This is a genomic window from Quisquiliibacterium sp. (assembly GCF_982640115.1).
The window spans coordinates 1-6,459 of the sequence record NZ_CEXFHW010000203.1 but is presented as its reverse complement, the minus strand read 5'-3'; the positions used below and the strand labels follow the sequence as shown (position 1 = coordinate 6,459).

Annotated in this window: 9 protein-coding genes; 7 read left to right on the top strand and 2 right to left on the bottom strand. The window is 70.6% G+C overall.

Annotated elements, in window-relative coordinates:
• The first annotated feature begins 81 nt into the window (after window positions 1-81).
• The 7 genes from iscA to AC2H6A_RS16965 all read left to right on the top strand — a co-directional run bounded on the left by iscA (window position 82) and on the right by AC2H6A_RS16965 (window position 4,817).
• A complete protein-coding gene (gene iscA / locus AC2H6A_RS16995) occupies window positions 82-405 on the top strand; it encodes an iron-sulfur cluster assembly protein IscA (RefSeq protein WP_484274902.1) in 324 nt (107 codons plus the stop codon).
• 70 nt (window positions 406-475) lie between these two features.
• A complete protein-coding gene (hscB, locus tag AC2H6A_RS16990) occupies window positions 476-1,003 on the top strand; it encodes a Fe-S protein assembly co-chaperone HscB (RefSeq protein WP_484274901.1) in 528 nt (175 codons plus the stop codon).
• Between the two features lie 37 nt (window positions 1,004-1,040).
• Window positions 1,041-2,912, top strand: a complete 1,872-nt coding sequence (gene hscA / locus AC2H6A_RS16985) for a Fe-S protein assembly chaperone HscA (RefSeq protein WP_484274900.1) — start codon at window positions 1,041-1,043, stop codon at window positions 2,910-2,912.
• Window positions 2,913-2,929: 17 nt separating this feature from the next.
• On the top strand, window positions 2,930-3,268 hold the full coding sequence (fdx, locus tag AC2H6A_RS16980; protein WP_484274899.1) for an ISC system 2Fe-2S type ferredoxin: 339 nt from the start codon (window positions 2,930-2,932) through the stop codon (window positions 3,266-3,268).
• Between the two features lie 2 nt (window positions 3,269-3,270).
• Window positions 3,271-3,465 (top strand): Fe-S cluster assembly protein IscX, encoded by a 195-nt coding sequence (iscX, locus tag AC2H6A_RS16975; RefSeq protein ID WP_484274898.1) that lies wholly within the window; start codon window positions 3,271-3,273, stop codon window positions 3,463-3,465.
• 93 nt (window positions 3,466-3,558) lie between these two features.
• Window positions 3,559-4,494, top strand: coding sequence for a sodium-dependent bicarbonate transport family permease (locus AC2H6A_RS16970; RefSeq protein WP_484274897.1), 936 nt, complete (start codon window positions 3,559-3,561; stop codon window positions 4,492-4,494).
• Window positions 4,495-4,511: 17 nt separating this feature from the next.
• Window positions 4,512-4,817: a P-II family nitrogen regulator gene (locus AC2H6A_RS16965; protein WP_484274896.1), complete on the top strand. Its 306-nt coding sequence runs from the start codon at window positions 4,512-4,514 to the stop codon at window positions 4,815-4,817.
• Here AC2H6A_RS16965 and AC2H6A_RS16960 read toward each other — a convergent pair.
• Window positions 4,775-6,049 (bottom strand): MFS transporter, encoded by a 1,275-nt coding sequence (locus AC2H6A_RS16960; protein ID WP_484274895.1) that lies wholly within the window; start codon window positions 6,047-6,049, stop codon window positions 4,775-4,777. The two genes, AC2H6A_RS16965 and AC2H6A_RS16960, sit on opposite strands and share 43 nt — an antisense overlap.
• A 4-nt stretch (window positions 6,050-6,053) precedes the next feature.
• The coding region (locus AC2H6A_RS16955) for an amino acid--tRNA ligase-related protein (RefSeq protein ID WP_484274894.1) at window positions 6,054-6,459 on the bottom strand (406 nt) is incomplete at its 5' end.

The window sequence follows — 6,459 nt, the reverse complement described above, 5'->3', positions numbered from 1 at the left end:
GCAGCCATCCAGGATTACCGCAGCAAGCATGGCGAGGCCGCTGCCGAGCCGCGCCAGGCCGCCTGAGGCAAGGAGCCAGCCATGGCCATCACCCTCACCGAAAGCGCCGCGCGCCATGTGTCGCGCTATATCGAGAAGCGCGGCAAGGGCCTGGGTCTGCGGCTGGGTGTGCGCACCACCGGCTGCTCGGGCATGGCCTACAAGCTCGAGTATGCCGATCAGCTCGCGCCCGAGGATCACCAGTTCCAGAGCCACGGCGTCTCGGTGTTCGTCGATCCCAAGAGCCTGGCCTACATCGATGGCACCGAGCTCGACTTCGTTCGTGAAGGCCTCAACGAAGGCTTCAAGTTCAACAACCCGAACGTGAAGAGCGAGTGCGGCTGCGGCGAGTCCTTCAACGTCTGAGCGCCCCGCGCGGGCGTGCTCGTCAGAGGCGGCCGAGGGCCGCCTCTTCTTTTGCAGCCGATTGCCCTTCGTGACCGATCTCAACCACTTCGCGCTGCTCGGCCTGCCGCAAGCCTTCGCGATCGACGAGGCCCGCCTCGAGTCGGCGTGGCGTCGCCTGCAGGCGGCGGTCCATCCCGATCGCCACGCCCAGGGCAGCGACACCGATCGGCGGCTGGCGCTGCACAACGCCACCCGGGTCAACGAGGCCGTGCGCGTGCTGCGTGATCCGCAGCGTCGTGCGGCCTACCTGTGCGAGCTGCGCGGGGTGTCGCTGCAGGCCGAGTCGAACACCGCCATGCCGCCCACCTTCCTCATGCAGCAGATGGGCTGGCGCGAGGCGCTTGAAGAGGCCCGTGCCGCGCGCGATCGGCCGGCGCTGGCGCGGCTGCGCGAGGAGATCGACGGCGAGCGCTGCACCCTGATCGACCGCATCGCCGACCTGCTCGATGTCCAGGCCGATGCCGCCGGCGCGGCGGCTGCGGTCCGGCAGCTGATGTTTCTCGACCGGCTGCTCGAAGAGACCGACCACGCGGAAGAAGACCTGCTGGGGGCCTGAGCGGCCTTCCTCTCCCACGCCCCTCCACGGATTGCCGATGTCCCTGCTGCAGATCTCCGAACCCGGCATGTCGCCCGAGCCGCACCAGCGTCGGCTGGCGGTGGGCATCGACCTGGGCACCACGAACTCGCTGGTGGCCTCGGTGCGCCATTCCCTGCCCGAGGTGCTCGACGACGAGGCCGGCCACTCGCTGCTGCCCTCCGTGGTGCGCTATCGCGAGCAGGGCGGCGTCGAGGTTGGCGAGACGGCGGCACGACAGGCTGCGGCCGATCCGCACAACACCATCGTCTCGGTCAAGCGCTTCATGGGCCGTGGCCTGGCCGATGCCACGCGCGTGCCCAGTCCTTATCGCTTCGTCGATGCGCCGGGCATGGTGCGCCTGCAGACCCGCGCGGGCGAGGTCAGTCCGGTGGAGGTCTCGGCCGAGATCCTGCGGGTGCTGCGCGAGCGGGCCGAGCAGACGCTTGGCGGCGAGCTGGTGGGCGCGGTGATCACCGTCCCGGCCTACTTCGACGACGCGCAGCGCCAGGCCACCCGTGATGCTGCGCGGCTGGCCGGTCTGAATGTGCTGCGTCTGCTGAACGAGCCCACGGCCGCAGCCGTGGCCTACGGGCTGGACAGCGCCGCCGAGGGCATCTATGCGGTCTATGACCTGGGCGGCGGCACCTTCGACATCTCGGTGCTGCGGCTCTCGCGCGGGGTGTTCGAGGTGATTGCCACCGGCGGCGACTCGGCGCTCGGCGGGGACGACTTCGACCGCCGCATCGTCGACTGGGCGCTCGCCGAGACCGGACTCGAGGCGGGCAGCCTCGACAGCCATGACCTGCGTGCGCTGCTCGATGCCGCGCGCCGCGCCAAGGAGGCGCTCACCGACGCCGAGACCGTCACCTTCGCGGTGCAGCTCTCCAGCGCCAACCGGGTGTCGCTGCCGCTGTCACGCGATCGCTTCGAATCGCTCACCCGCGATCTTCTCGAGCGTACCCTGCTTGCCACGCGGCGCGCGCTGCGCGATGCGCGCCTCAAGACCGAGGCGGTGGCCGGGGTGGTGCTGGTGGGGGGCTCCACCCGCATGCCGCAGGTGGCGCGGGCGGTGGCCGAGCTGTTCGGGCGGCTGCCGCTCACCGGACTGGACCCTGACCGGGTGGTTGCGCTGGGTGCGGCCATGCAGGCCAACCTGCTCGCCGGCAACCGCGCGGCTGGCGATGACTGGCTGTTGCTCGATGTCATTCCCCTCTCGCTCGGGCTCGAGACCATGGGCGGTCTGGTCGAGCGCGTCATTCCGCGCAACAGCACCATCCCGGTGGCGCGCGCCCAGGAGTTCACCACCTTCCGCGATGGCCAGAGCGCGATGGCCATCCATGTGGTGCAGGGCGAGCGCGAACTGGTGGCCGACTGCCGTTCGCTCGCCCGTTTCGAGCTGCGCGGCATTGCGCCGATGGCCGCGGGCGCGGCGCGTATCCGGGTCACCTTCCAGGTGGATGCCGACGGCCTGCTCTCGGTGAGCGCGCGCGAAACCACCAGCGGCGTGGAGGCCTCGGTGGTGGTCAAGCCCTCCTATGGACTGGGCGATGACGAGATTGCCACCATGCTGCAGGCGGCCTTCGGCAATGCCCAGGCCGATGTGCAGGCACGGGCGCTGCGCGAGCAGCAGGTCGAGGCCGATCGTCTGCTCGAGGCCGTGGACGCGGCGCTTCAGGCCGATGCCGATCTGCTCGGCGCCGATGAGCGTGCCGCGCTCGACGCGCTGATCGCCCGCCTGCGCGGCGCGCGCGATAGCGCCGAACTCCCGGCGCTGCGCGCCGCCACCGACGCGCTCGCCCGCGGCACCGAACTCTTCGCCGAGCGGCGCATGGATCGCTCCATCGCCCGCGCGCTCACCGGCCGCCGCATCGGCGAGCTGGGCAACTGATCCCACCGACTGACACCATGCCGTTCATCCAGGTCCTTCCCCATGAGTCCCTGTGCCCGCAGGGCAGCCGTTTCGAGGTGCCCGAGGGCACGGTGCTGTGCCGTGCGCTGCTGCAGCAGGGCATCGAGATCGAGCATGCCTGCGAGCTCTCCTGCGCCTGCACCACCTGCCATGTGATCGTCCGACAGGGGGCCGGTTCGCTCGCACCTTCGAGCGAGGAAGAGGACGACATGCTCGACAAGGCCTGGGGCCTGACCGCGCTGTCGCGCCTGTCCTGCCAGGTGACCGTGGCCGCCAGCGACCTGGTGGTGGAGATTCCGCGCTACACCATCAATCACGCCCGCGAGGATCACTGATCATGCTCTGGACCGACGTCAACGAGATCGCGATCGCCCTCGACGAGGCCCATCCCGAGGTCGACCCGCTGCAGCTGCGGTTCACCGACCTGCATCAGTGGGTGATGGCCCTGCCGGGCTTCGCAGACCAGCCGGGCCGCTCCAACGAGAAGATCCTCGAGGCCATCCAGCAGGCCTGGATCGACGAGCGCGACTGACCATGCCGGGTGCAATGCCGCCCCGGGGCATGGCTGGCAGTCGGCCCGGGACCGCGGAGACGAGCCCGCCTCGGGCCGGGGGCTGACCGGTTCATGCCGATCGATCCGGTCGTCCTGTTCTTTCTGCTCGGTCTCATCGCGCGGCTGTCGCGTTCCGACCTGCGCCTGCCCGAGGCGCTGTACGAGACCCTGTCGGTCTATCTGCTGCTGGCGATCGGCCTGAAGGGCGGCGCCGAGCTTGCGCGCCAGCCGCTGGGCTCGGTGCTGCCGGTGGCGCTCACCGGTGTGGCGCTGTCGGCGCTGCTGCCGCTGCTTGCCTATCCGGTGCTGCGTCGTCTGGGGCGGCTGGCGCAGGTCGATGCCGCGTCGATCGCTGCGCACTACGGCTCGGTCTCGGTGGTCACCTTCGCGGTGGCCCAGAGTCTGCTCGCGCGCGAGGGTGTGGCCGTGGAGGCGCAGATGCCGGTGCTGGTCGCGCTGATGGAGGCGCCTGGCATCATCGTGGGCATTCTGCTTGCCCGGCGCGGCGACCTGTCGGGGGTGGGCTGGGGCCGTCTTGCGCACGAGACGCTGTTCGGCAAGGCGGTGTATCTGCTGCTGGGCGGCCTGCTCATCGGCTGGCTGGTGGGCCCCGAGGGCATGGCGCCGATGAAGCCGCTCTTCGGCGATCTGTTCCGCGGTGTGCTGTGCCTGTTCCTGCTCGAGATGGGGCTGGTGGCGGGCAGTCGCCTGCCCGAGCTGCGTCGGGCGGGGCCGTTCCTGGTGGTCTTCGGGGTGGTCGCGCCGATGGTGTTCGCGGCCATCGGCCTGGCCTGCGGTCGCGCCCTGGGCCTGTCGGTGGGCGGCTGCGCCATCCTGGCCACGCTGTGCGCGAGCGCCTCGTACATCGCGGCGCCCACCGCCATGCGCATCGCCGTGCCACAGGCCAATCCGGCGCTGTCGATCGGCACCGCGCTGGGCGTGACCTTCCCGTTCAACCTGACCCTGGGCATCCCGGCCTACCTGTGGGCCGCACGCCAGGTCGCCTGAGTGCCGGAGCCCTGCCGATGCTGCAGACCCATCCCCGCAAGCTGCTGGTGATCATCGCCGAGGCGGTGCTCGAGCGCACCCTGGTGACCGAGGCGCGCGCGCTCGGGGCCATGGGCTACACCGTGATCGATGTGCGCGGTGGTGGCATGCACGGCGACCACGACGGCGAGTGGGACGCCGACCGGCAGATCGAGCTGCAGCTGATCTGTTCGCCCGAGGTTGCCGAGCGGATCGCGGCCCAGGTGCTGGCCACCTATGCGCCCAATTACCGTGTGTCGGTCTACCTGGCCGATGTGTCGGTGTTCCGCAAGGACCGCTTCTGAAGGCGGGCCAGCCAGTACATCCCGGCAAAGCCCAGCAGCGACACGCCGGTGAGCACCTCCAGACCGACTGCATTGCCGAAGCGCTCGATCAGCGCGGCGTAGGCCATCGGCGCGAGCGCGCCTGCAATCAGGCCCGGAGCGGCGATGCGCCCCAGGGTGGCTGCGTAGCCGGCGTGGCCGAACAACTGCAGGCTGACCGTACCGCGCACGATGGTGATCAGGCCGTTGGAGGCGCCGTAGATCAGGCAGCCGGCGGTCACCACCATGACCTGCGGTGCGCCGAAGTCCATCACCAGCAGGCCCAGCGGCAGCAGCCCGGTGGAGATCATGCCCACCGAGATCGGCCCGAGGTGGCGCTGCAGGCTGAGTTCGGCAAAACGGGCGCCGACCTGCGCCACGCCCTTCACCGAGGCCAGCGTGACCGCCGCCGCGGCCGCCAGGCCGAGCGATTGCAGCAGGGTGAGCATGTGGGCCGACAGCGCCCCGAACACGAAGCTGTGGGCCGCGAGCAGGCCCGAGAGCACCATCAGCGCGCGGTCGCGCATCGGGCCTTCCAGGATTGCGGGTTCGGGGGTGGGTGCCGGCGCGGTGACGGCCGAGGCGGGCGGCGCTGTCCCGGCGGTGGGTGGCGTTGTCCCGGCTGCGGGCGGCGCTGTCCCGGCGGCGGGCGCCGCGCCGGGATGTGCCTGCAGACACAGCCGGTGCAGCGGCACGCAGATCAGCAGGTTGAGGACGGCATAGGCGGCGAATGACCCACGCCAGCCCCAGTGGGCCACCATCCAGTGGCCGAGCGGCCAGAAGACCGAGGAGGCCAGGCCGCCGTAGAGCGTGACCATCGAGATCGCGCGGCGCGCCCCCGCGCCTGCCAGCCGTGCCAGCGCCGAGAAGGCGGTCTCGTAGAGGCTCGCCCGCATGGCCAGGCCGAGCAGCGTCCAGGCCGCCACCAGGTGCACCGGGTGCTGCGCCGCGGCCACCGCGAGCAGCCCGAGCGTGATGCCGAGGGAGCCCAGGGTCATGACCCGGCGCTCGCCGTGGCGCTCGACCAGCACGCCCATGCGGCGTGACACCAGACCCGACACCAGCATCGCCCACGAGAATGCGCCGTAGGCCAGGGTGATGCTCCAGCCGGTGTCGGCGGCCATGCCGGTGAACAGCACGGCGGAGCTGTAATAGGTGGTGCCCCAGCCTACGATCTGGGTGATGCCCAGCGCGGTGATCGTGCGGCCGAGCACGCCGCTACTCGTGCTTGAGCGCGGGGAAGAGGATCACGTCGCGGATGTTCGGGCTGTCGGTGAGCAGCATCACCAGGCGGTCGATCCCGATGCCGCAGCCGCCGGTGGGCGGCATGCCGTACTCGAGGGCGCGAACGAAGTCGGCGTCGTAGAACATCGCCTCCTCGTCGCCGGCCTCCTTGGCCTGCACCTGGGCCTGGAAGCGCGCGGCCTGGTCCTCGGCGTCATTGAGTTCGGAGAAACCGTTGGCGATCTCGCGGCCGGTGATGAAGAGCTCGAAGCGCTCGGTGATGCCGGGCCGGGTGTCGGACTCGCGCGCGAGCGGCGAGACCTCCACCGGATAGTCGATGATGAAGGTGGGCTGCCAGAGCTGGCTTTCGGCCACCTCCTCGGAGAGCGCGAGCGCGAGC